This is a genomic window from Streptomyces sp. 35G-GA-8, assembly GCF_023534745.1.
Taxonomy (GTDB): domain Bacteria; phylum Actinomycetota; class Actinomycetes; order Streptomycetales; family Streptomycetaceae; genus Streptomyces.
The window spans coordinates 522,482-545,284 of the sequence record NZ_JAMHJQ010000001.1; the positions used below are offsets into that span (position 1 = coordinate 522,482).

The 22,803-nt window shown below is 72.3% G+C and carries 19 protein-coding genes; 9 read left to right on the forward strand and 10 right to left on the reverse strand.

What is annotated here, in order from left to right:
* Positions 1-94: 94 nt before the first annotated feature.
* The 5 genes from M1203_RS02265 (at position 95) to M1203_RS02285 (ending at position 4,238) form a co-directional block, all read left to right on the forward strand.
* On the forward strand, positions 95-949 hold the full coding sequence (locus tag M1203_RS02265; RefSeq protein ID WP_249947734.1) for a LuxR C-terminal-related transcriptional regulator: 855 nt from the start codon (positions 95-97) through the stop codon (positions 947-949).
* 85 nt (positions 950-1,034) lie between these two features.
* Positions 1,035-1,679, forward strand: a complete 645-nt coding sequence (locus M1203_RS02270) for a LysE family translocator (RefSeq protein WP_249947735.1) — start codon at positions 1,035-1,037, stop codon at positions 1,677-1,679.
* A 221-nt stretch (positions 1,680-1,900) separates the two neighbouring features.
* A complete protein-coding gene (locus M1203_RS02275) occupies positions 1,901-2,314 on the forward strand; it encodes an SAV_915 family protein (RefSeq protein ID WP_249947736.1) in 414 nt (137 codons plus the stop codon).
* Positions 2,311-3,642 carry a diaminopimelate decarboxylase gene (gene lysA, locus M1203_RS02280; RefSeq protein WP_249947737.1) on the forward strand — a complete coding sequence of 444 codons (1,332 nt, stop codon included), beginning with the start codon at positions 2,311-2,313 and terminating at the stop codon, positions 3,640-3,642. The genes M1203_RS02275 and lysA overlap by 4 nt, the downstream gene beginning before the upstream one ends.
* 86 nt (positions 3,643-3,728) lie before the next feature.
* Positions 3,729-4,238, forward strand: a complete 510-nt coding sequence (locus M1203_RS02285; RefSeq protein ID WP_249947738.1) for an FBP domain-containing protein — start codon at positions 3,729-3,731, stop codon at positions 4,236-4,238.
* A gap of 91 nt (positions 4,239-4,329) precedes the next feature.
* On the opposite strand, the gene M1203_RS02290 is transcribed toward M1203_RS02285, so the two are convergent.
* The 3 genes from M1203_RS02290 to M1203_RS02300 form a co-directional block, all read right to left on the reverse strand.
* Entirely contained in the window at positions 4,330-5,202 is an 873-nt protein-coding gene (locus M1203_RS02290; RefSeq protein WP_249947739.1) for a hypothetical protein, read from the reverse strand.
* Positions 5,202-6,482 carry a VWA domain-containing protein gene (locus M1203_RS02295; RefSeq protein ID WP_249947740.1) on the reverse strand — a complete coding sequence of 427 codons (1,281 nt, stop codon included), beginning with the start codon at positions 6,480-6,482 and terminating at the stop codon, positions 5,202-5,204. The genes M1203_RS02290 and M1203_RS02295 overlap by 1 nt, the downstream gene beginning before the upstream one ends.
* Positions 6,483-6,574: 92 nt before the next feature.
* Complete coding sequence (locus M1203_RS02300; protein WP_249947741.1) at positions 6,575-7,309, reverse strand: GntR family transcriptional regulator; 735 nt, start codon at positions 7,307-7,309, stop codon at positions 6,575-6,577.
* A gap of 190 nt (positions 7,310-7,499) precedes the next feature.
* On the opposite strand from M1203_RS02300, the gene M1203_RS02305 reads away from it, so the two are divergent.
* Positions 7,500-9,359 carry a dihydroxyacetone kinase family protein gene (locus M1203_RS02305; RefSeq protein ID WP_249947742.1) on the forward strand — a complete coding sequence of 620 codons (1,860 nt, stop codon included), beginning with the start codon at positions 7,500-7,502 and terminating at the stop codon, positions 9,357-9,359.
* 112 nt (positions 9,360-9,471) lie between these two features.
* A complete protein-coding gene (locus M1203_RS02310; RefSeq protein WP_283958051.1) occupies positions 9,472-10,497 on the forward strand; it encodes a LacI family DNA-binding transcriptional regulator in 1,026 nt (341 codons plus the stop codon).
* Between the two features lie 76 nt (positions 10,498-10,573).
* On the opposite strand, the gene fabV is transcribed toward M1203_RS02310, so the two are convergent.
* The 7 genes from fabV to M1203_RS02345 form a co-directional block, all read right to left on the reverse strand.
* The gene (gene fabV / locus M1203_RS02315; protein ID WP_249947743.1) at positions 10,574-11,782 is read right to left on the reverse strand and encodes an enoyl-[acyl-carrier-protein] reductase FabV; all 1,209 of its coding nucleotides are present in this window, start codon (positions 11,780-11,782) and stop codon (positions 10,574-10,576) included.
* A 214-nt stretch (positions 11,783-11,996) separates the two neighbouring features.
* Positions 11,997-12,392, reverse strand: a complete 396-nt coding sequence (locus tag M1203_RS02320) for an RNHCP domain-containing protein (RefSeq protein WP_249947744.1) — start codon at positions 12,390-12,392, stop codon at positions 11,997-11,999.
* Between the two features lie 339 nt (positions 12,393-12,731).
* Positions 12,732-13,886, reverse strand: a complete 1,155-nt coding sequence (locus M1203_RS02325; protein ID WP_249947745.1) for an XdhC/CoxI family protein — start codon at positions 13,884-13,886, stop codon at positions 12,732-12,734.
* A 71-nt stretch (positions 13,887-13,957) separates the two neighbouring features.
* Positions 13,958-15,418 carry an NCS2 family permease gene (locus M1203_RS02330; RefSeq protein ID WP_249947746.1) on the reverse strand — a complete coding sequence of 487 codons (1,461 nt, stop codon included), beginning with the start codon at positions 15,416-15,418 and terminating at the stop codon, positions 13,958-13,960.
* A 113-nt stretch (positions 15,419-15,531) separates the two neighbouring features.
* A complete protein-coding gene (gene pucD / locus M1203_RS02335; RefSeq protein ID WP_249947747.1) occupies positions 15,532-18,042 on the reverse strand; it encodes a xanthine dehydrogenase subunit D in 2,511 nt (836 codons plus the stop codon).
* Between the two features lie 2 nt (positions 18,043-18,044).
* Positions 18,045-18,539, reverse strand: a complete 495-nt coding sequence (locus tag M1203_RS02340) for a (2Fe-2S)-binding protein (RefSeq protein WP_249947748.1) — start codon at positions 18,537-18,539, stop codon at positions 18,045-18,047.
* Positions 18,540-18,541: 2 nt separating this feature from the next.
* Entirely contained in the window at positions 18,542-19,444 is a 903-nt protein-coding gene (locus M1203_RS02345) for a xanthine dehydrogenase family protein subunit M (protein ID WP_249947749.1), read from the reverse strand.
* Positions 19,445-19,723: 279 nt separating this feature from the next.
* Between M1203_RS02345 and M1203_RS02350 the strand changes: the two genes are divergently transcribed.
* Positions 19,724-21,586 carry a PucR family transcriptional regulator ligand-binding domain-containing protein gene (locus tag M1203_RS02350; protein ID WP_249947750.1) on the forward strand — a complete coding sequence of 621 codons (1,863 nt, stop codon included), beginning with the start codon at positions 19,724-19,726 and terminating at the stop codon, positions 21,584-21,586.
* A gap of 390 nt (positions 21,587-21,976) precedes the next feature.
* A complete protein-coding gene (locus tag M1203_RS02355) occupies positions 21,977-22,750 on the forward strand; it encodes a hypothetical protein (RefSeq protein ID WP_283958052.1) in 774 nt (257 codons plus the stop codon).
* Positions 22,751-22,803: the final 53 nt, after the last annotated feature.

Here is a 22,803-nt window from a genome sequence, read left to right on the forward strand (position 1 = left end):
TTGCCGGACCACTCTCTGACATCGTGTAATCAGTGACGTGGGTCTCACCACCCCCGGATGGGGGTGATGGGCGGTGGCGACGGGAGGAAGTGACGTGGCCGAACCGGTCGAGGCGGTGGAGATGCGGGCCGCGCTGCTGCGGCTGCGCAGGACGACCGGGCTCCCGGTGGCGTTCGGCGGGCTGCTGCACGAGGCGGGACGGATGGACATCGCCGAGCTGAACGGCGCGTCGACGGGTGCGCTGCGCGGCCTGGCGATCTCCTCCGGCAACGGTCTGGGCGGCAAGTCCATCGCGCTGTCCCGGCCGTGCGCGGTGACCGACTACCGGGAGGCACGCCACATCAGCCACGAGTACGACGCGGCGGTGGCGGCGGAGGGCCTGCGCTCGGTACTCGCGGTGCCGGTGGTCGTACGGCGCAGGGTGCGCGGGGTGCTGTACGGCGCCCTGCGCAGCGCGCTGCCGATCGGTGAGCGCACCTTCGACGCGGCGGTGGCCGCCGCGCGGGACGTGGAACAGGCGCTGGTCGTACGGGACGAGGTACGGCGGCTGCTCACCGTGAGCCGCGAGCCCGCGCCGGGCCCGGCGGCCTGGGAGGAGGTCCGCGCGGCCCACAGTGAACTGCGGGCGCTGGCGCCACGCGTCCTCGACGCGCGGTTGCGTGCGGAACTGCTCGGCGTCTGCGGTCGGCTGGCGGGCGCGTCGGACCCGATGGGCGGGTCGGCGCCGACGGGCACCGCGCCGCGTCCGGCCCCGGTCGCGCTGGCGCCGCGCGAGGTGGACGTCCTGACCTGCGTCGCGTCCGGGGCGACCAACGCGGCGGCGGCCGAACTGCTCGGGGTGCGGCCGGAGACGGTGAAGGGCTATCTGCGCTCGGCGATGCGCAAGCTGGGCACGCACACCCGGCTGGAGTCGGTGGTGGCGGCGCGCCGGGCGGGCCTGCTGCCCTAGGGCCTGTGTACCCACCGCACGGCCCTGGCACCGTGCCCGGCGTGCGCGTCAGACTGTGCCCGCACAGGTAGCTGGAGGTACGAACATGGTGTCCACGGACCGTCTCCTGGCGTTCGCCGCGATGTCCCTGCTGGTGATCGTGATCCCGGGGCCGAGCGTGCTGTTCGTGATCGGCCGCGCGCTGGCGCACGGCCGGCGCACGGCGATGGCGACGGTGCTGGGCAATGTGATCGGCTCGTACGCCCTGGTGGTGGCGGTCGCGCTGGGGATCGGCGCGCTCGTCGCGCGGTCGGTGACCGTCTTTCTCGCGGTGAAGCTGGCGGGCGCGGCCTATCTGGTGTTCCTGGGGGTGCAGGCGTTCCGGCACCGCAAGGACATGCGCGCCTCGGCCATGTCGGCGCCCGCGGGCCCGGCACGGGGTGATCTCCGTACCGTCGGGGACGGTTTTGTCGTGGGCATCACCAACCCGAAGGGTGTGGTGTTCTTCGCGGCCGTGCTGCCGCAGTTCGTGGACCACTCGGCGGGCCACGTACCCGTACAGATGCTGCTGCTCGGGCTGGTTCCCATCGCCATCGGCCTCGTCACGGACACCCTGTGGGGTCTGGGCGCGGCGGCGGCGCGCACCTGGTTCGCCCGCTCGGAGCGGCGGCTGTCGGCGATCGGCGGCGCGGGCGGCTGCGCGATGATCGGGCTCGGTGTGACGGTCGCGATGACGGGCCGGACGGACTAGGTCCCCTCCCGGCACTGGTTACTGTCCGGGCGGATCCACTCCGCCATGACCCGATGCGCCCCGCCATGCTGCCAGGATCGCGTCAAAATGAGGTCTCCCCTGGTCAACGCCGCGTTATGGCCCGGCCGTCCCGCCCCCTCCGGGGCATAGCTTCCAGGTGTCGGAGCGTATCGACGGCCCCGACGGCTCAGATCAGCGATCGACTCCCCAGGGAGGACACCATGGAGCGTCTCGTACCCGAGGACGCGGGCGACGGTTCGGACACCGCGCCGGCCGCGGACCCCGACGCCGACCCCGACGAACCCCGCACGGCCAGGCCGCTGTACGTACCCGTACGGCTCGGCTCGGCCGGCGGCCACCATCTGCGGTTCGCGCGCACGCCGCTCGGCGCGCGGACCGCGATCGGCTTCACCAGCGCTTCCCGGCTGATCGCCGTCCTCGGTGCGGGACAGCCGTGGATCAGGCTGGCGGAGCCCGCGCTGCGCGCGCTCGCCGAACCGCTCGGCGCGGCCCTCGTCACCGTGGACCCGCAGCTGACCGCCCCAGCGCCCGCACCCGCCATCGGCGGGCAGCCCGCGCCGGCCGGGCCCTGTGCCCGGCGCGCTCTGGAGATGCCGGAGGCGATGGCCGCATGACCGCCGAACCTCTGCTGCTGGCCAGTGGGGTGAACACCCCGACGGTGTGGCCCGCGTCCGCCGTCCTCGCCCCCGGTGGTGACATCGCGGTGGCCGGGGTCTGCCTCACGGAGCTGGCCGATCGCTACGGCACCCCCGCCTACGTCCTGGACGAGGACGAGGTACGGGCCCGTGCGCGGGCCTGGCGACAGGCCCTGCCCGACGCCGAGGTCGTCTACGCCGCCAAGGCGTTCCTGTGCCGCGCCGTCGTCGACTGGATGGAGCAGGAAGGCCTCGGCCTCGATGTCTGCTCGGCGGGCGAACTGGAGCTGGCCGCCACACGGGGCTTCCCGCCCGACCGGATCGTGCTGCACGGCAACGCCAAGTCGCCGCAGGACCTGGGCACGGCGCTGCGCCTCGGTGTCGGCCGTGTCGTCATCGACTCGGCCTGCGAGACGGCCCGGCTGGCGGCCCGGGTCCAGGGACCGGACGCGCAGCAGGTGATGGTCCGCGTACTGCCCGGGATCGAGGCGGGCGCGCACCCCAAGATCCGTACGGGCGCGGACGGCCAGAAATTCGGGCTGTCCCTCGCGGACGGGAGCGCGGAGGACACGATCGCCCGCGTCCTCAGTCAGTCCCGGCTCGAACTCGTGGGCCTGCACTGCCATCTGGGCTCACAGATCACCGAGCCCGGCCCGTACGCCGAGGCGGTACGGCGGCTGGTGGCGTTCCTGGCGGCCCTCCGCGACCGGTACGGGGTGACCCTGCCCGAACTGGATCTGGGCGGCGGTTTCGCGGTGGCGTACCTGCCGGGCGACCCGGCGCCGACGCCCGCGGAGTACGGCGCGCTGATCACCGGCACGCTGGCGCGCGCCTGCGCCGAACACGGACTGCCGGTCCCGCGGCTGACGGTGGAACCGGGCCGCTCGATCATCGCCCCGGCCGGTATCGCCCTCTATCACGTGCTGTCGGTGAAACGCACCGCCGGCCGGGTCTTCGTCGCCGTCGACGGCGGGATGAGCGACAACCCGCGGCCCGCGCTGTACGGGGCGCGCTATACGGTCCGCCGGGTGGGACGCGCGTCCGACGCGCCGATGCGCGCGGCGACGGTCGTCGGCCGGCACTGCGAGGCGGGCGATGTGCTCGCGGAGTCCGTGGAGCTGCCGGAGGACATCAGGCCCGGGGACATACTGGCGGTGCCCGCGGCCGGAGCGTACCAGGTGTCGATGGCCTCGGGCTACAACATGACGGGACGCCCGCCCGTGGTGGCGGTCTCCGGGGGGAGATCGCGACTACTGGTGCGCCGGGAGAACTTCGACGACCTGCGCGCCCGGGACGTCGGCCTCTGAGGGGATGTCGGCCTCCGACGCGTTGTCCTCCGTACGGGTGGAAAACCCCGCGACACGCGCGCGTCCGGTTTGTTAGCTTCCGGACCATGAAGCCGCTCACCGAGGACGAGATCCGCGGATCGTTCGTCAACTGTTCCAAGGGCGAGGCCCGCAGAATGAACCTCCCTCGGGAGCTGTCCGACCTGCCCTGGGCCGATCTCGACTTTCTGGGCTGGCGCGATCCGGGGGCTCCCGACCGCGGCTGTCTCGTGGCGGAGCGCGCGGGCGTGTGGGTGGGTGTGACGTTGCGCGCACCGTCGTCCGGGCGGAAGAGCTTCCTCAAGTCGAGCATCTGCTCGATCTGTGTCACCCCGCACGCCGCCTCCGGGATAGACCTGATGACCGCGCCCAAGGTCGGCGTGGCGGGCCGGCAGGGTAATTCCGTCGGTATGTACATGTGCGCGGACCTGGCGTGTCCCCTCTATGTGCGGGGCAGGAAGAAGTCCCTCGGGCGGCGGCTGGAGGAGTCCCTCACCCAGGAGGAGCGGCTGGCCAGGGCGCGGACGAATCTGGACCGTTTCCTGGACAAGCTGTACGAGGGCGCGACGGCGGTCTGACGGCGCGGCCCGCGGTGCCGGTACGCCGACGGCGGCCCGGGTCTCCCCGGACCGCCGTCCGCTCATGCCGTACGCGCTCGTCCTTCGGGTGTCAGAGGCCCCCCGGTCCCACCGGACGACGGGACGGGCGCGCGAGGGTGTAGCCGGCGATGCCCGCGAGCGCTCCGAGCACACCACCGGCCGCGGTCCAGATCCAGCGGTCCGTCCACCAGCCGGAGGACCAGCCGTCCTCGGGCTCGACGCCGGAGGCGGCCGGCCGCGCCCCGTCGCCGGGAGCGCTGTCGCCGCCGGTCCCGTCGCCGTCGTCGGCCGCCGCGACGGTGGTACGGCCCGGGGTCAGCGGGACGGTCAGCTGACCGCCGACCGCGAAGGCCCCGCCCTTGTCAGGCGTGGCGGCCTCGATCTCCGCCTGTACCGGCAGCCCGAGGTCCACCTCCTGCGCGTGCAGGACGGTCAGCCGTACGTAGTAGCTGCCCGGCAGCGGATCGTTGGACCACGGCTCGGCCCAGGACCGTACGGTACGCAGCGTGCAGCGCAGTTCGACCGAGCGCGCGTCGGCCGCGAGCGCCTTGGTCTGGGCGCCGTACACGCACGGCTGGCGGCGGCGCAGTCCGTCGTAGACGTCCACCTGCCAGGTCGTCGCGCCCTTCCTGGCCGCGGCGGACTCGGGGAGCGTGACCTTGGCGGTGACGGTCGGGCGCTGCCCGGCGTCCGCGGGGAACACCCAGTACAGGTAGTCGCCCGAGGAGCCGTCCGCCGTGGCCCGCTGGCCCGGCCGGAACGCGGTGGCCGTACGGAACGAGGTGCCCGCCTCGGTCGGCGCCTCCGCGCTGTCGGCGCCGTCGGAGCTGTCGGACGAGCTGCCGGTGGGTGTCGGCGTCTCATCGGCGACAGCGCTGCCCGCCGTACCGAGAAGCAGCACACCGGCCAGCAGGGAACCCGTGAACATACCGGTGATACGCATCAGTTGCTCCTCCATACGACACGCAGGCGCGAGAGCCAGCCCCAGAGCAGTCCGGCGACCAGTCCGGTCAGGGCCAGGGTGCCGAGCAGCCACCAGCCGCGGCCGAGACCGAACGCGGCGAGGTCGGAGGGCTCGTCGGGCGAGTCGACCAGGTCGACGGTCAGCTCGACGGGCAGGCCGGGGGTGGTCTTGACGGAGGCGGGCGCGGAGAAGGCGTTGCTGACCTGGAGGCAGACCGTCTCGGCGGCCGGCTTCACGTCGGTATCGTCCTCGTCGTCGAGCGGCGGCTTCGGGTAGCGCAGCCCCGACGAGATCACGTCGGTGCGTCCGTCGCCCGCTTCCGAGCCGCGGACGATCTCCCTGCCGTGTACGGTCACGGCGCGCAGCAGCACGCCGTAGTCCGGGTTGACGGCGCGGTCGGCGCCGATGCTGACGGAGGCGCGCAGCTCCTGGCCGGGCAGCACGTCCACGCGGTACCAGCGGTGCTCGGCGAACTTCTCGCGGTCGCTGTACAGGCCGGGCTTGATCCGCGGGGCGTCGGCGCAGCGCGCGGCGCCCTCGGTGGCCACCGGGGTGACGACGGGGTCGGCCGCGCGGTCCACCAACTGTGTGACACGGCGGGAGAGTTCGTCGGTGTGCTGGACGGAGGTGAAGGTGCCGCCGGTGGCCTCGGCGATACAGGTCAGCTGCCGCCGGGTCTTGTCGTCGGGGACGAGGCCCAGGGTGTCGATGGTGAGATGGATTCCCTTGGCCGCGATCTCACGCGCGACCTCGCAGGGGTCGAGCGGGGCGCAGGTGTCCTCGCCGTCGGTGATGAGGACGATACGACGGGTGGCGTCGCCGTCGCCCGCCAGGTCCTCGGCCGCGCCGAGAAGCGCGGGGCCGATGGGTGTCCAGCCGGTGGGGGCGAGGGTGGCGACCGCGGTCTTCGCCTCGGTGCGGTCCAGCGGGCCCACCGGGTAGAGCTGCTTGGTGTCCTTGCAGCCGACCTTGGTGTCCTTGCCGGGGTAGTTGGCACCGAGGGTGCGGATGCCCAGCTCCACTTCCTGCGGAACCGCGTCGAGCACCTCGTTGAACGCTTGTTTGGCCGCCGTCATCCGGGACTGGCCGTCGATGTCGCGGGTCCGCATCGAGCCGCTGACATCGAGGACCAGATCGACCTTCGGGGCCGGTTTCCCGGTAGGTTCGTCGGCGGCGGCAGCGGCGGGAGGGAAGAGCCCTACGGCCAGGGTGGCCACCAGACCGCACACGGCGGCTGCCGGCCATTTACTTATGATCATCGCCGGATGATAGTGAGAGTTCCCCCACCGGACCAAACAGGAATTGACGGTCCGTCAGCCTTCGTTGGTGTCCGTCAGCGTTCCTGCCGCGGTCAGCCGTCGGCGGACACGCGCCGCGCCGCCGCGGCCAGATGCTCGCGCATGGCGACCACCGGACGTTCGGGGTCGCCGGACTCGAACGCCCCCAGGATCGCCGCGTGTTCGTCCACGGCCGAGGCGATGCCCGTCGTACCGAGACCGGCGGTCCCCCGCGACCGGTGCACCTGGGCGCTCAGGGACTCGGCGGTCCTGAGGAGGAAGCGGTTGCCGGCGGCCCGGATGATCGTGAGGTGGAACTCCCAGTCCGCCGCGAAGCACTCGCGCAGACCGGAGAAGGCGGCCGGCCGGTCCTGGGCACCCCGTGCCGTCCGTACGCGACGGGCGCGGAGCACATGCTGTGCGTGCGCGGCCCGCAACTCGGGCAGGAGGTCGTCGGCCCTGGCGACCGCGCGCTCGGCGGCCGCGGTCTCCAGGATCGCGCGGGTGTCGAACAACTCCGCCAGTTGCGTGGACGACAGCGGCGGGGCGACGCGATAGCCCTTGAGCGCCACCCGCGAGATCAGCCCGGTGTGTTCGAGCTGGACGAGCGCTTCGCGCACCGGGGTCGGGGACACCCCCAGCTCCCGGGCGAGGGAGTCGATACCGAGCGAACTCCCTTGCGGGGTCGAGCCGTCGAGCAACCTCTCCAGGATCGCGTCATACACACCGTCGCGAAGGGACCGGCGAGGCACCACCGGCGCCCGGCCGACGGCCGGAGCGGCCAGGGCACTGCTCTCGTTCCCGTTCATCTCGCTCGCCATCGTAGCTCGCCGTCGTCGCCTCACCGGGCCGGCCGGGTGAGGGCTTCGGGGCGCCTCCAACTGAATAGATCCTATAGGGTCTATGATCCACATCCCGGTCCCGGCCCCGGCCACCTCTGACAGACCCGGAGACGACGATGTCCCACAGCGCACAGGACTGGCCCGAGGGAGCCCGGCCGTGACCGTGCTGACGAACGACCCGGGCGCCTTCGCGGACGAGGCCCTGGCGGGATTCGCCGCCGCCCACGCCGAGGAGATCCGGGCGCTGCACGGCGGCGTCGTCCGCGCCTCGGCCACCCCGCCGGGCCGGGTGGCCGTCGTCATCGGCGGCGGCACCGGCCACTACCCCGCGTTCGCCGGCTGGGTCGGTCCCGGCTTCGCGCACGGCGCGGCCTGCGGCCATGTCTTCGCCTCCCCCTCCGCCTCGCAGATCTGCTCGGTGGCACGGGCCGCCGACAGCGGCGGCGGTGTGATCCTCGGCTTCGGCAACTACGCCGGGGACATCCTGCACTTCGGGCGGGCGGCCGAACAGCTCCGCGCGGAAGGCATGGAGGTCAGGACCCTCACGGTCACGGACGACATCGCGTCGGGACCGGCCGACAACACCGCGCCGCGCCGGGGCATCGGGGGCGATTTCTCCGTACTGAAGATCCTCGGTGGAGCGGCCGAGGCCGGTCTCGGCATCGACGCGGCCGTACGGGCCGGCCGCAGGGCCAACGCCGCCACCCGCTCGCTCGGCCTCGCCTTCGGCGGCTGCACCCTGCCGGGCGCGGACCGGCCGCTGTTCACCGTCCCCGCCGGGCGGATGAGCGTCGGCCTCGGTATCCACGGCGAACCGGGGATCGCGGAGCTCCCCCTGCCCACCGCCGACGGGGCCGCCGACCTCCTGGTGGACAGGATCCTGGCGGAGCGGGCGGTGGCCGCCGCCGGTGTGGGCGGATCCGACCGGGTGGCGCTGCTGCTCAACGGCCTGGGCGGGACCAAGTACGAGGAGCTGTACGTCGTCCATCGCCGCGTCGCCGAGCGGCTGGCCGCCGAGGGCCTGACCGTCGTCGCGCCGGTGGTCGGCGAGCAGGTCACCAGCCTCGGGATGGCCGGCCTCTCCCTCACCCTGACCTTCCTCGACGACGAACTGGAAGCGCTGTGGACGGCTCCGGCCGCCACGCCCGCCTTCCGCCGGGGCGTCCTAGCGCCCCGGCCGCCGCGTACCGACGATCTGACCCTCACCCACCGGATGCCACTGGTCGTACCTGGCGACCCTCGTTCGCGGGCCCTGGGGGCGCGGCTGGCCGAGGCCCTGCTGACAGTGCGCGACACCGTGGTGGCCCATGAGACACGGCTCGGGGACCTCGACGCCGTGGCGGGCGACGGCGACCACGGCATCGGGATGCGGCGCGGGGCCGAGGCCGCCGCGGTCGCCGCGCGGGAGGCGGTCGCCCTCGGCGCGGGCGCCGGTACGGTGCTCGCGCACGCCGGCGCGGCCTGGTCGGAACGGGCCGGCGGCACGTCCGGCGCGCTGTGGGGCGCGGCGCTGACGTCCTTCGGCGCGGTGCTCGGCGACCACGACGGCACCGCGGCCGGACGCGACGCGGGTACGGCCGGACACGGCGGAGGTACGAGCGGACGCGACGGCGGTACCGCCGAGCGCGACGGCGCCCGGCTGACCCGTGCCGTACGGGCCGCCGTGGACACGGTGCTGCGGATCGGCGGAGCGCGGCCCGGTGACAAGACGCTGGTGGACGCGGCGGTGCCATTCGCCGACCGGCTGGAGGCGGCGTTGCCGACGGCCGGGTTCACCGCCGCGTGGGCACAGGCCGCGCGAGCCGCGGGCGAGGCCGCGGAGGCGACCGCCGGGATCGCCGCGCGCCTGGGCCGGGCCCGTACCCACGGGGTCCGGGGTCTCGGCTCACCCGACCCGGGGGCGATCTCGTTCGCCCTGATCGTCGCGGCCCTCACCCCCCGCTCCCCGGGCTCCCCCGGCCCCCTCGGCTCTCCCGACTCCCCCGGGGCCCGCAACTCCCCCGAGGCGACACACTGATGTCAGGGAGGTCCGCATCGGCGGCACCACCACCCCGTCCCCGGTGATTGGATGGGCGCAGGCTCGCTTCCCGCTCCCGTCGGCGGCCCGGGCCCGGACTGGAGGTCGCACGATGGTGACGAAGAGCCGTACGGGTCAGCCCACCCTGGAGGAGGTCGCGGCGCTCGCGGGCGTCGGCCGGGGCACGGTGTCCCGCGTCGTCAACAACTCGCCGGGGGTGAAGGACACCACGCGGCATCTGGTCGAGCAGGCCATCGCCCAGCTCGGCTACATACCCAACCGGGCCGCCCGCGCCCTGGCGGGCAGCCGTACCGACGCCGTGGCCCTGGTGATCCCCGAGACCGAGAAACGCTTCTTCGCCGAGCCGTACTTCTCCGAGATCGTCCACGGTGTGGGCGACGGACTCGCCGACACCGAGCTCCAGCTCCTGCTGACCCTCGTCCGTACCGAGAAGGAGCGCCAACGCTTCCTCCAGTACGCGCGCGCCCGCCGGATCGACGGCGTCCTCCTGGTCTCCGTCCACGACAGCGACCCGCTGCCCGATCTGCTGGCCGAGATGGAGATACCGACGGTCCTCGGCGGACGCAGGTCCGGGGAGGAACCGGTGTCGTATGTCGACTCCGACAATGTGGGAGGCGCGCGGACCGCCGTTCGCCATCTGTTCTCGTCCGGGCGCCGGGCGATCGCCACCATCACCGGCCCGCTGGACATGTATGTGGCGCAGTGCCGCCTGCGCGGCTACGAGGAGGCGGTACGGGAACACGCCACCCGCCCCGCACCCTCCTGGATCGCGCACGGCGACTTCACCGAGGAGAGCGGGCGCCGCGCGATGGCGGAGCTGCTGCGCCTCCACCCGGACCTCGACGCGGTGTTCGCCGCCTCCGACCTGATGGCGGTGGGCGCCCTGCACACCCTGCGGGCGGCGGGCCGCCGGGTCCCGGAGGATGTGGCGGTGGTGGGCTTCGACGACTCCCCTCTCGCCCGCCACACGGACCCTCAACTGAGCTCGGTGCGCCAGCCGGTGGAGGAGATGGGGCGCACGATGGCCCGGGTACTGCTGGAGACGATCAACGACACCTCGGCGGCCTGGCAGCATGTGGTCCTGCGCACGGAACTGGTACGACGCGCCTCGGGGTGAACGGCTCCACGCCGCCGGGTGAGGGGCTCCCGTCGGACGGCCCGGTCGTGGCGGGCGTACGGCAGCGCCAGAGGCGTCAGGAGGTGCTGCCGGGCCAGGGGACATCGGTCTCGACGGGCACGGTGTAGTCGATACCGGGCACCGCGAAGCCGTAGAGACGCCGGACCTCGGCGTGGAACCAGTCGAGGTCGGCCAGTTCGCCGATCGTGTCGGTGGTGGCGCTGTTCCACCGCTCGGCGACGGCGGCCTGCACACCCGGGTCGAGTTCCCAGGTGTCGAGACGTACGCGACCCTCCGCGTCGAGGTCGAGCGGACGGACCCCGGTGAGCCGGTCCCACAGCTCGGTGAGCTGAGCGACCGGCGGCGACATGGTGTCGCCGAGGACACCGCGCAGCAGCCCGACGTAGAGCGCGATGCCCGGGATGGCGGTGGAGGACTGAGTGACGGCGGCGCCGTTCACGGATGTCACCGCGCGCCCGCCGACGAGTTCGGCGAGACGGACGTCGAGGGTGCGAGCGGTCTGTTCGAGGTGGGCCTTGGCGGCGCCGATGGTGCCCTGCCGGTAGATCGCCGCGGTCAGGGGGGAGCCGATGTAGGACAGTGCGGCGGTGGTGAAGCCGGGGGCGAGGAGTTCGCGTTCGGCGAGGTGATCGATCCACCGCTCCCAGTCGGAGCCACCCATCACGGCGACCGTCTGGGCGATGTCGTCACCCTCGGCCGGCGGGGTCTCGACTTCCTTCACCTCGGGGGCGCCCCGGTCGGTGAAGACGAGCGTCCTGGTGCGGTGTGCCTCACCGACGGGTTTGAGGACCGAGGCGTAGCCGGCTCCGGTGTCGGGGTCGGTACGGCGCGGGGCCGCCACGGAGTAGACGAGGTAGTCCAGGCGTCCGCCGAAACGCTGCCGGACGAGTTCGCAGACCCGCTCCTTCATGGCGTCCGAGAAGGCGTCACCGTTGAGGAAGACCATCTCCCGGCCACGGTCGCGGGCGAGTTCCGCGGTGGCCGCCGTGCGGTACCAGCCGGCCGTTCCGGTGAGCCGGCCGGGGGCCTTCTCGAAGCAGACTCCGATGCCACGGATGCCCGCCCTGGCCAGTCCCGCGACGGTGGCGGCCAGCCCGTACCCCGCGGAGGATCCGATGACGAGCGCGACCGGCGCTCGGTCCGGGGCGGCGGCCGGGGCGGGGACGGCCCGCCACATGTCCTCCACCAGGCGCGCGCAGCCCGCCGGATGGGAGTCGAGGAAGAGGAAGCCGCGGCTGCGTGGGGTGATGACGCGCTCGGTCATGGGTGCGGGCCCTTCGGGTCGTCGTGGCACGCGGGCACGGCGTCCGCCGGAACGCGCACCGCGTCCCGCAAGTCTGCGACGGCCCGGGCAGCCGCGGTCGTCTCGTCGGGGACAGTAATGCCCAGGCGATCTTGGAGGGTTTCCACCAGTGGGACGCCGCCGCCCCGGGCCGCATCCCGTGGGGGATACGGCCCGGAGCGGCGATCGTTCTCGCTCAGAGCGAGCCGAGCCGTTCCAGGGGGAACGGCGGCTGCGCCAGGGGGCGTACGGCGAGCCGGGTGAGCGGCAGGACGTTGTCGTCGCCCGCCGTGCGGTTGGCGTGCAGTACATCGCAGTGGACGCAGCGGTGGACGAGTACCCATTCGCCGTCCCCGCGTACGGAGATGGCGAGCGGCTCCATCCGGGCACCGCAGTCGGCGGCCCGGTCGCCCGGGGTGTCGTCGACATGACGGCTCCACAGGCAGTTCGGGCAGTGGTTGCGGTGGCCGGTGCCGGCCGCGGTCATCGGTACGTCGAGACCGCAGTGGAGGCAGCGGAAGGACTCGGTGCGTGACTCCGGACGCGCGCGTCTGGAGGTGTTGCGGGAGGTGTTGCGGGAAGTGCGGGACATCGTGAGAACGACTCCTGGTGTGACGCTCGGACGGTCGGGGATGAACGCCGTCTCGTACCAGGGGAGTTCGCTCCGGTCGGGCGATGCCTGTCGGCCGTGCGTGTCAGCGGCAGCGGTCCCGTGCGGACATCCGCGCAGGCATCACGGAGAGAGAACTGCCTCGGTCAGGAGAACGGTTCCGACCGGCCACAGGCATACAACACCACCCTTGGGATCACTCGTCAGGAGCGCGCGGTGAGCGCCCTTCGATGAAACAGGCGGCCGGGCCCGCGCGGCAACCGAATATCCGGAGGTCCGAATATCCGGAGGTCCGCAGATCGGACCGGCGCGGCGCGGCGCTCAGGCGACCGACCCGATCGCCCGCGGCCTCGGTCCGTCGTGGTGGATCGGGGTGTGGGCGCCCGTCAGGGGGACACCGCTGCCGCCCCGCCGGACCGCGACGATCTCCGCGGCGATCGACAGCGCGGTCTCCTCGGGCGTACGGGCCCCGAGGTCAAGCCCTATCGGCGAGTGCAGTGCGGCGAGTTCGCGCTCGGTGACACCGATCTCGCGCAGCCGTCTGTTGCGGTCCTCGTGGGTACGGCGGGAGCCCATCGCGCCGACGAAGGCGACGGGCAGTCGGAGTGCCAGTTCCAGCAGGGGCACATCGAACTTGGCGTCATGGGTGAGGACACAGAGCACCGTACGGCTGTCGACCGCCGTCGACGCCAGATAGCGGTGCGGCCAGTCGACCACGATCTCGTCGGCGTCCGGGAAGCGGTCCCGGGTGGCGAAGACGGGGCGCGCGTCGCAGACGGTCACGTGGTAGCCCAGGAACGCGCCGGCCCGCACCAGCGCGGCGGCGAAGTCGATGGCGCCGAAGACGATCATGCGCGGGGGCGGCACGCTCGACTCGACCAGGAGCGTCAGCGGCTGTCCGCACCGTACTCCCCGCTCCCCCAGGGCGACCGTGCCGGTACGGCCCGCGTCCAGCAGGGCGCGGGCCTCGGCCGCCGCCGTACGGTCCAGCCGGGGGTGGCCGCCGAGGCCGCCCTCGTACGATCCGTCGGGGCGCACCAGCAGGGCGCGGCCCCGGAGGGCGGCCGGTCCTTCGGTGATCCGGGCGAGCGCCGCCGCCTCCCCTCGTGCGGCCGTGGACAGCGCCGCCGCGAACACCGCGCGCGGGGCGCTGCCCGTGGCGTCGGACCGTACCGGCGTCACCAGGATGTCGATGACACCGCCGCAGGTCAGCCCCACGGCGAAGGCGTCCTCGTCGCTGTAGCCGAACCGCTCCAGGACGGTGGTGCCGTCCTGGAGGGCCTGTTGGCACAGCTCGTACACGGCCCCTTCCACGCAGCCGCCCGAGACGGAGCCGATCGCCGTGCCCGCGCTGTCGACGGCGAGCGCGGCTCCCGGCCGGCGGGGCGCGCTGCCGGTGACCGCCACGACGGTGGCGACGGCGAAGTCACGTCCCTGCTCGACCCACCGGTTCAGCTCTTCGGCGATGTCCAGCATGTCGGTCTCCTCAGGTCTGGTGGATGCGGGCGGATGGGCAGGGCCGGGCCGGCTGGCCCGTGTCTCATGTGTCAGGAGACGCCCAGCCAGGTTTCGATCGGGTGGAGCGCGTAGAAGACCACGAAGATCACGGTGAGGCCCCACATCAGGGCCCCGATCTCCCGGGCCCTGCCCTGGGCGACGCGGATCGCGACGTACGAGATGACGCCCGCCGCGACCCCGGCGGTGATGGAGTAGGTGAACGGCATCAGGACGACGGTCAGGAAGACCGGGACGGCGACGGCGCGGTCGCCCCAGTCCACATGCCGGGCGTTCTGCGTCATCATCGCGCCGATCACGACCAGGGCCGCCGCCGCGACCTCGCCCGGGACGATCTGGGTGAGGGGGGTGAAGAAGAGACAGGCGGCGAAGAGGAGGCCGGTGATGACGGAGGCGAAGCCGGTACGCGCTCCCTCACCGACGCCCGTCGCGGACTCGACGAAGACGGTCTGGCCCGAGCCGCCCGCGACCCCGCCGATGGCACCGCCCGCGCCGTCGATGAACAGCGCCTTGGACAGGCCCGGCATGCGGCCCTTGCCGTCGGCGAGCCCGGCTTCCGTACCGACGCCGATGACGGTCGCCATCGCGTCGAAGAAGCCCGCGAGTACGAGGGTGAAGACGATCATGCCGACGGTCATCGCGCCGACCTGCCCCCAGCCGCCGAACTCCACCTTCCCGAAGAGCGAGAAGTCGGGCATGGAGACGGCGCCGCCGGTCAGCTCCGGCGGACCGCTGTTCCACGCCTTGGGGCTGATGCCGCCCGTGGCGTTGAGGACGACGGCGATGACCGTGCCGATGACGATGCCGATCAGGATGGCGCCCGGCACCTCGCGGGCCTGGAGCATGAAGATCAGCAGCAGGGTGACGCAGAAGATGAGGACGGGCCAGCCGACGAGTTCACCGGCCGGGCCGAGCGAGACGGGGCCCCCGCCCTGTGAGGCGTGCACGAAGCCCGCTTTCACCAGCCCGATCAGCGCGATGAACATGCCGATGCCCATGGTGATCGCGTGCTTCAGCGCGAGCGGGATGGCGTTCATGATCATTTCCCGCAGGCCGGTGATCACCAGCAGGCAGATCACCACTCCGTACATCACGCACATGCCCATGGCCTGCGGCCATGTCATCACGGGCGCGACCTGGCCGGCCACCACACCGGAGACGGAGAGCCCGGCGGCGAGCGCGAGGGGCACCTTGCCGACGAAGCCCATCAGCAGGGTGGTCAGGGCGGCGGCGAAGGCGGTCGCGGTGATCAGGGCCTGCTGACCGAGCGTGTCGCCCGCCGCGTCCTTGCCGGAGAGGATCAGCGGGTTGAGCAGCAGGATGTACGCCATGGCCATGAAGGTCGTGACGCCGCCGCGCACTTCGCGCGCGACGGTCGAGCCGCGGTGGGATATATGGAAGTACCGGTCGGGCCAGGACCTGCCGGCCGGGGGACGTGAGTCTGTGCCGGCGTCCTCGGCGGTGGTCCTGGACTCCACTGACGAATGGGTCATGTGTGCCTGCTCCCAAGGTTCAAAGGGGCACCCGCGTAAAGACTGGAACCGCGGGGTTTGGGATGGTGCGGGGCTGCACGACCCGGGGGACGGCCCGAGACGAATCAGATGCTTCAGGTGCCGGTGCCGGTGCCTGTGCCGGTGCCTGTGCCGGTGCCTGTGCCGGTGAGGTGCTCGGGGCGTACCGGCGTCCTGTTCAGCTCCAGACCCGTCGCGTTCCTGATGGCCGCCAGGACCGCGGGAGTCGACGAGAGGGTCGGAGCCTCGCCGATGCCGCGCAGACCGTACGGCGCGTGTTCATCGGCCAGTTCGAGTACGTCGACGGGGATCGTCGGCGTATCGAGGATGGTGGGGATCAGATAGTCCGTGAAGGACGGGTTGCGCACCTTCGCGGTCACGGGATCGACGATGATCTCCTCCATCACCGCCACCCCCAGACCCTGGGTGGTGCCGCCCTGGATCTGGCCCAGGACGGAGAGCGGGTTGAGCGCCTTGCCGACATCCTGGGCGACGGCCAGCTCGACGACCTTGACCAGGCCCAGTTCGGTGTCGACCTCGACGACCGCGCGGTGCGCGGCGAACGAGTACTGGACATGGCCGTTGCCCTGTCCCGTCCGGAGATCGAAGGGCTGGGTGGGACGGTGGCGCCACTCCAGCTCCAGATCCACGACCTCGTCCGCCAGCACGTCCGCCAGATCGGCCAGGACCTCGCCGCCGTCGGTGACGACCTTGCCGCCTTCGAGCAGCAACTCGGCGGTGGCCCAGGCCGGGTGGTACGTACCGAACGTGCGCCGGCCGATCTCCAGGACCTTCTCCCGGACCTTCTCGCAGGCGTGCTTCACCGCTCCGCCCGTGACATACGTCTGACGGGACGCGGAGGTGGACCCCGCGGAACCGACCTGGGTGTCGGCCGGCTGGATGGTGACCTGCGTGACGCCCAGCTCGGTACGGGCGATCTGGGCGTGTACGGTCACCCCGCCCTGGCCGACCTCCGCCATCGCGGTGTGGACGACCGCCACCGGCACCCCGTTGATCACTTCGAGCCGTACGCGCGCGGTGGAGTAGTCGTCGAAGCCCTCGGAGAAGCCGACGTTCTTGATGCCGACCGCATAGCCCACACCCCGTACGACCCCTTCGCCATGGGTGGTGTTGGAGAGCCCGCCGGGCAGTGCCCGTACGTCGGCCGCCTCGCCGGCCACGAGCCACTGCTGTTCGGGCGGGAGCGGTCTTGCCTTGACGCGGCGCAGCAGTTCGGCGACGGGCGCCGGGGAGTCGACGCGCTGTCCGGTCGGCAGCAGCGTGCCCTGCTCCATGGCGTTGAGCCGGCGGAACTCCACCGGATCCATGTCCAGCGCCGCCGCCAACTTGTCCATCTGCGCCTCGTAGGCGAAGCAGGCCTGGACCGCGCCGAAGCCGCGCATCGCGCCGCAGGGCGGGTTGTTGGTGTAGAGCGCGATCGCCTCGATGTCGACGTCCTCGACGACGTACGGGCCGACGGAGAGGGAGGAGGCGTTGCCGACGACGGCGGGGGAGGCGGAGGCGTACGCGCCGCCGTCCAGCACGATCCGGCACTTCATATGGGTGATCTTGCCGTCGCGGGTCGCGCCGTGTTCGTACCAGAGCTTCGCGGGGTGCCGGTGCACATGGCCGAAGAAGGACTCGAACCGGTTGTAGACGATCTTCACCGGTTTGCCGGTGCGCAGCGCCAGCAGACAGGCGTGGATCTGCATGGAGAGGTCTTCCCGGCCGCCGAAGGCGCCGCCGACGCCGGAGAGCGTCATCCGGACCTTGTCCTCGGGCAGGCCGAGCACGGGGGCGATCTGGCGCAGATCGGAGTGGAGCCACTGGGTGGCGACATACAGATCGACGCCGCCGTCCTCGGCGGGCACCGCGAGACCGGACTCGGGGCCGAGGAACGCCTGGTCCTGCATGCCGAAGACATAGTCGCCCGAGACGATCACATCGGCGCGCGCCGCCGCCGCGTCGGCGTCGCCGCGGACGATCGGCTGGCGGTGGACGATGTTCGGGTGCGGGACATGTCCGATGTGGTGGTCGTCGCGGTTCTCGTGGATCAGCGGGGCGCCGGGAGCGGTCGCGGACGCCTCGTCGGTGACGACCGGCAGTTCGGCGTAGTCGATGCGTATCTTGGCGGCGGCGCGACGGGCGGTCTCCGGGTGGTCGGCGGCCACCAGGGCGACCGGCTCGCCGTGGTGCCGGACCCTGCCATGGGCGAGGACGGGGGTGTCCTGGATCTCCAGACCGTAGTTCTTGACGGCCGTCGGGAGATCGTCATAGGTCAGTACGGCGTAGACACCGGGGGTCGCGAGCGCCTCGGCGGTGTCGATCGACCTGATCTCGGCGTGCGCCACGGTGGAGCGCAATGTGTGTCCCCACAACATGTCTTCGTGCCACATGTCGGAGGAGTACGCGAATTCGCCGGTGACCTTGAGTATGCCGTCGGGACGGAGCGTCGACTCGCCTATGCCGCCCCTGGTCCCCGTGCCCTGGCTGAGGGTGGTGGGAGCCCCGATGGGAGCCCCGGCGCCGGAGGAGGCGCCGCGGCCGGGCAGGGGTCCGCGGCCGAGGGAAGCTCCGCGGCCGGAGGGTGTGTCGGTCGTGGCCATGCTCAGACCGCCTCTCCCTGACGGGCGGCCGCGAGGCGGACCGCGTCGAGTATCTTCTCGTAGCCGGTGCAGCGGCAGAGGTTGCCCGACAGCGCCTCCCGGATGTCCGCGTCGCTCGGGGAGGGGTTGCGCTCCAGCATCTCGTCGGCCGCGACCAGCAGGCCCGGCGTGCAGAAGCCGCACTGTATGGCGCCCGCGTCGATGAACGCCTGCTGGATCGGGGAGAGTTCGCCCGACTCGCCGCCGTGCCCGGTGTACTCCGCGAGCCCCTCGACGGTGATGACCTCGCGGCCTTCGGCCTGGCCGGCCGCCACCAGGCAGGAACAGACCGGGACGCCATCGAGCCGTACCGTACAGGAGCCGCATTCACCCTGCTCACAGGCGTTCTTGGAGCCCGGAAGGCCCATGCGCTCGCGCAGTACGTAGAGCAGGCTCTCGCCCTCCCAGACGTCGTCGACTTCCTGCGCGCGGCCGTTGACCGTGACATTGACACGCATGGTCAGGCAGCTCCTTCGAGGGTCCGGCCGGTGCCGCCACCGTCCGCGCGGTACTGCTCCCAGGTCCAGCCGAGCTGGCGGCGGGCCAGGATGCCGACCGCGTGACGGCGGTACTTCGCGGTACCGCGCACATCGTCGATGGGGTTGCAGGCGCCCGCGACGAGATCCGCGAACCGCTTGGCGACGGACGGTGTGATGATCTTTCCGTTGTCCCAGAAGCCGCCCTCGTCGAGCGCCGCGTTCAGAAACGTTTCCGCGTCCCGCGCCCGGATGGGGGTGGGCGCCGCCGAGCCGATGCCGGTCCGTACGGTCCGGGTCTCGGGATGCAGGGCAAGCCCGAACGCGCAGACCGCGATGACCATCGCGTTGCGGGTGCCGACCTTGGAGTACTGCTGCGGCCCGGCCGCCTTCTTGATGTGCACCCACTTGATCAGCTCGTCGGGTTCGAGGGCGTTGCGCTTCACGCCGGTGTAGAACGCGTCGATCGGGATACGGCGTGAGCCGCGTACCGACTCGACCTCGACCTCGGCGCCCGCGGCGAGCAGCGCCGGATGCGCGTCACCGGCCGGGGAGGCGGTGCCGAGGTTGCCCCCGACACCCCCGCGGTTGCGTATCTGCGGCGAGGCGACGGTGTGCGAGGCGAGCGCGAGGCCCGGCAGCTCCGTCCGCAGGTGTTCCATGATGTGGGTGTACGGGACGGAGGCGCCCAGCTGGACGTTCTCCTCGCCGACCACCCAGTCGCGCAGCTCGTCGATCCGGTTGAGATCGAGCAGATACTCCGGCCGCCGGTGATCGAAGTTGATCTCGACCATGACGTCCGTACCACCCGCGATGGGTACGGCCTTGGGGTGCTCGGCCTTGGCGGCGAGCGCCTCCTCCCAGCCGGCGGGGCGAAGGAAGTCCATATGCGGCTCTCTTCTTGATCGTCTCGGTGATCGCTGTGATCGTGGTGATCGCTGTGATCGCTGTGATCGCTGGTGATCGCTGGGCTCCGGGGACGGCCGGTCTCACAAGTACACAAGCAGCGCTTCCGCCTGGTGCAGTCACCGAAACCATGAAGGAATTGGCTGGTCGCCTTCCGAGTCTTGTAGATTCGAACGAAAGGCGAATGCCCGGTAACCAAAAGGTCTTCGTACCGAAACGCACGGTGCGAAGGGACGAGATCAGAGATCGGCGGCGACGAGATGCGGCTGCGCGCACTGCTGGAAACCGACGCGCTGGGCCTGCGACTGCTCGGCGGCGAGGAGGAGCTGGACCGGACGGTCCGCGGGGTGATGACCACCGACCTGCGGGACCCGAGCCGCTATCTGTCGGGCGGAGAGCTGGTCCTCACCGGCCTCGCCTGGCGGCACTCCGCCGAGGACTCGGAACCGTTCGTACGCATCCTGGCGAGCGCCGGGGTCGCCGGGCTCGCCGCGGGCGAGGCGGAGTTGGGCGCTGTCCCGAAGGATCTGGTCACGGCGTGTGAGCAGCACCGGCTGCCGCTCTTCGCGGTGAACGAGGACGTGGCGTTCGCGACGATCACGGAGTATGTGGTGCGCCAGGTGTCCGGCGAGCGCGCCGGGGATCTGGCGGCGGTGGTCGACCGGCACCGCAGGCTGATGACCTCGGGCCCGGCGGGCGGCGGTCCCGAGGTGGTCCTCGACCTCCTCGGCTCCGACCTCGATCTGCGGGCCTGGGTGCTCTCCCCCACCGGGCGGCTGATCGCGGGCGCCGGTGCCCCGCTGCCACCGGCGAGGGCCGTCGTACTGGCCGGCGAGCACCTTGCCGCGACCCGCGCGGGCCGCCACAGCCCCTTTCGAACGACCGTCGACGGAACGGCATACTCCCTCTTCCCCGTACGCAACGCGGGGCGTGGAACCACCCCCACCGCCTTCCGGGATGTGCGCGAGACCGTGCTCTCCGACTGGCTGCTCGCGGTCGAGGCGGACGCGGGAGACTGGCCCGCGGCCCGGCTCGACCTGCTCCAGGGCGTGACGCAGCTGATCGCGGTGGAACGCGACCGGCGCGACGCGGCCCGTACGGTACGACGCCGACTGGCCCAGGAGGTCCTGGAGCTGGTGCAGACGGGCGCCGCCCCGGCCGAGATCGCCGCCCGGCTGCGCGTGGCCGCTCCGGTGCTGCTGCCGGGGCTGGGCACGGCGCCGCACTGGCAGGTCGTGGTGGCCCGGGTGGAGTGGGCACAGAACGGTACGGGCGCCGCCGGGAACGGCACGGAGGGCGCGGGCGGTACGGGTGGTACGGCAGGTACGGGTGGTACGGGTGGTACGGCCGGCGCGGGCGCGGCGCTGATCGAGGGCGGTCCGGTGGCCCAGTCGCTGCTGGAGGAGATCCTTGTCGACCCCGCGTGGACGGGGGCGGGCACCGGAGCCGGGGCGGGAGCGGACGCCTCCGACCGGATCGCGGTAGCCCATACGGGTGATGAGGCGATCGCGCTGGTGCCGCTGCCGGCGGTGTCCCTGGATCCCTCGGCCGTCCCGGAAGCGGGCGGGGAGGCGCCGGGCGCCGGTTCCGGGGCGGAGAAGCCCCTGGACACCCCCGCGGCGGACCCCGGCATCCACGCGGACGCGCTGCTGGCCGCCGTTCGGAACCCGCTGTCCGCGGGGCTCGCGGACGACGGCCGGCTGACGCTGGGCGTGAGCGCGGCGGTGCACTCGGCGGAGGGGCTGCGCGGCGCGCTGGAGGAGGCCCGCCACGCCCGTCGCGTGGCGGCGGCCAGACCGGGCCGGGTCTGCGCGGCGGGCCACCATGAACTGGCCTCGCACGTACTGCTGTTGCCGTTCGTCCCGGACGACGTACGGCGTGCCTTCACCGCGCGCCTGCTCGACCCGCTGCGCGACTACGACCGGCGCCATCGCGCGGAGCTGATCCCCACGCTGGAGGCGTTCCTCGACTGCGACGGCTCCTGGACCCGGTGTGCGGCCCGGCTGCATCTGCATGTCAACACGCTGCGTTATCGGGTGGGCAGGATCGAACAGCTGACGGGCCGTGACCTGGCACGCCTGGAGGACAAGCTGGACTTCTTCCTGGCGCTTCGGATGAGCTGAGACAGGCGCTTCGGATGAGCTGAGACCGCGCTCCTGTCATCGCCTTGTCATCAAGACGTCACCGGGTGCCAGGGAGACGGAGGTTGACCGCCATCACCCGGAACGGTCAGCGGAAGATCCGCTCGCGCCGCGAGGTCGGGCTCCGGGGCCCCACCGTGCCTCGCTCCATATGAGTCGCCCCAGGTGAGAGCCCTCCCGGCGATCCCGCCCGCCCCGGTCGGCACCCCGGGACACCCCCGTCGCCCGCGCCTCACCACCACCGCCGATGACCAAGCGATTGTGAAATTTTTCACCTGCCCTATTGGCCCGGCGTGCCGATCCATGCTGAGATGCGTCCACACTCAACAGCACAATGGCGCGCTCGGGGAGGGCAATGTGGCGCATACCGCCATGTCTGGTTCCGGAACCACCGCTGGTGACGACCCTCTCCAGACCGCGGTATGGCGGCTGCGCTCGCGCGGCTGTTGGACCGACGCAGCGGCCCTGCTCGCACCGCACAGCTCCGTCCCCGCCCGGACACTCCAGCGGGCCGCGCTGCTCGTGGAGCGCTGTCTGTTCACGGGCGGTGGCTGGCCGGAGGCCGAGGACGCGCTCCGCGCGGCGGAGGCCACGGCACGCGAGGACGACGAACGGGGCGCCGCCGCGTGCGAACGCGGTCATCTCGCCTACGCCTCGACCGTCCTCGGTGTACGCGACCGCGCGGACGAGGCGCGGTCGGCGCTGGGGCGGGCGGCGGCGCTGCTGGATCCGACGGCTCCCGGGCGCGCCCTGCTCGACTTCCGGCGCGGTCTGGTCGCCGAACACCTCTCGGACTCCCCGCAGTCGGCCCGCGCCGCCTACCGCCGCGCCCATGCCGCGGCCACCGCGCACGGCGAGACGCTTCTGCTCTCCTTCACCTGGCGCCATCTGGCCGGGCTGGCCCTGCGCGAGGGGGAGTTGGCGGAGGCACGGCACGGCTTCGGCGAGTCCCTGCGTATCCGGGAGGAGTTGGGCTACCTGGTGGGCACGGCCCCGGCCCTCGCGGCCCTGGCCGACGCGGAACCGGAACCGGAGGCGACCCGTCTTCGCGCGGAGGCCGGCCGTCTGTTCAGACTGCTCGGCGGAGTCCCCACCTGGCTCGCGGACCAGCTCGCTCCTCCGGCGTCGGCGGCCCCCGCGGTCTGAGCGGTGAGAACGTGTGGTGGGGCGGCCGATCGTACCCTCGGCCGCCCCACGGA